The organism is Pseudoalteromonas sp. SIMBA_162 (assembly GCF_046535955.1).
GTDB classification, from domain to species: domain Bacteria; phylum Pseudomonadota; class Gammaproteobacteria; order Enterobacterales; family Alteromonadaceae; genus Pseudoalteromonas; species Pseudoalteromonas marina.
This window is the reverse complement of record NZ_JAWJBQ010000216.1, coordinates 1-300: the sequence shown is the minus strand read 5'-3', so window position 1 is coordinate 300 and position 300 is coordinate 1. Positions and strand designations below refer to the sequence as shown.

Genomic DNA, 300 nt, shown 5'->3' with positions numbered 1-300 from the left:
AAGTACTGGAAGTAAGATTCTTTAAATACTGCATCCTCATCGTCAAATCCAACATTAAGAAATTCTGATGAGAAAGCCCTTGTCCCGATATTCACCTTTTCCATCATCAGCTTATAGTAAGGGAAGCGTGATTCCCAAAGAGTACTAGCACCTTTATCCATTTCAGTTTTATTTGATTCATAGAAAGCTATAGCATCTTCCATACGGTTGGGATTTTCCTGATTCCGATAGATATTCTCAAACTGTTCCCACAAGTCTGCCCTCTCAGGATAGTAAGTTATATCTGAGTAGATTTTACTC

At 37.7% G+C, this 300-nt stretch carries 1 pseudogene; it reads right to left on the bottom strand.

The features are described 5' to 3' along the window. Positions 1-203, bottom strand: a pseudogene (locus tag R0J88_RS19435) (hypothetical protein); the annotation flags it as partial. Between the last annotated feature and the right edge of the window lie 97 nt (positions 204-300).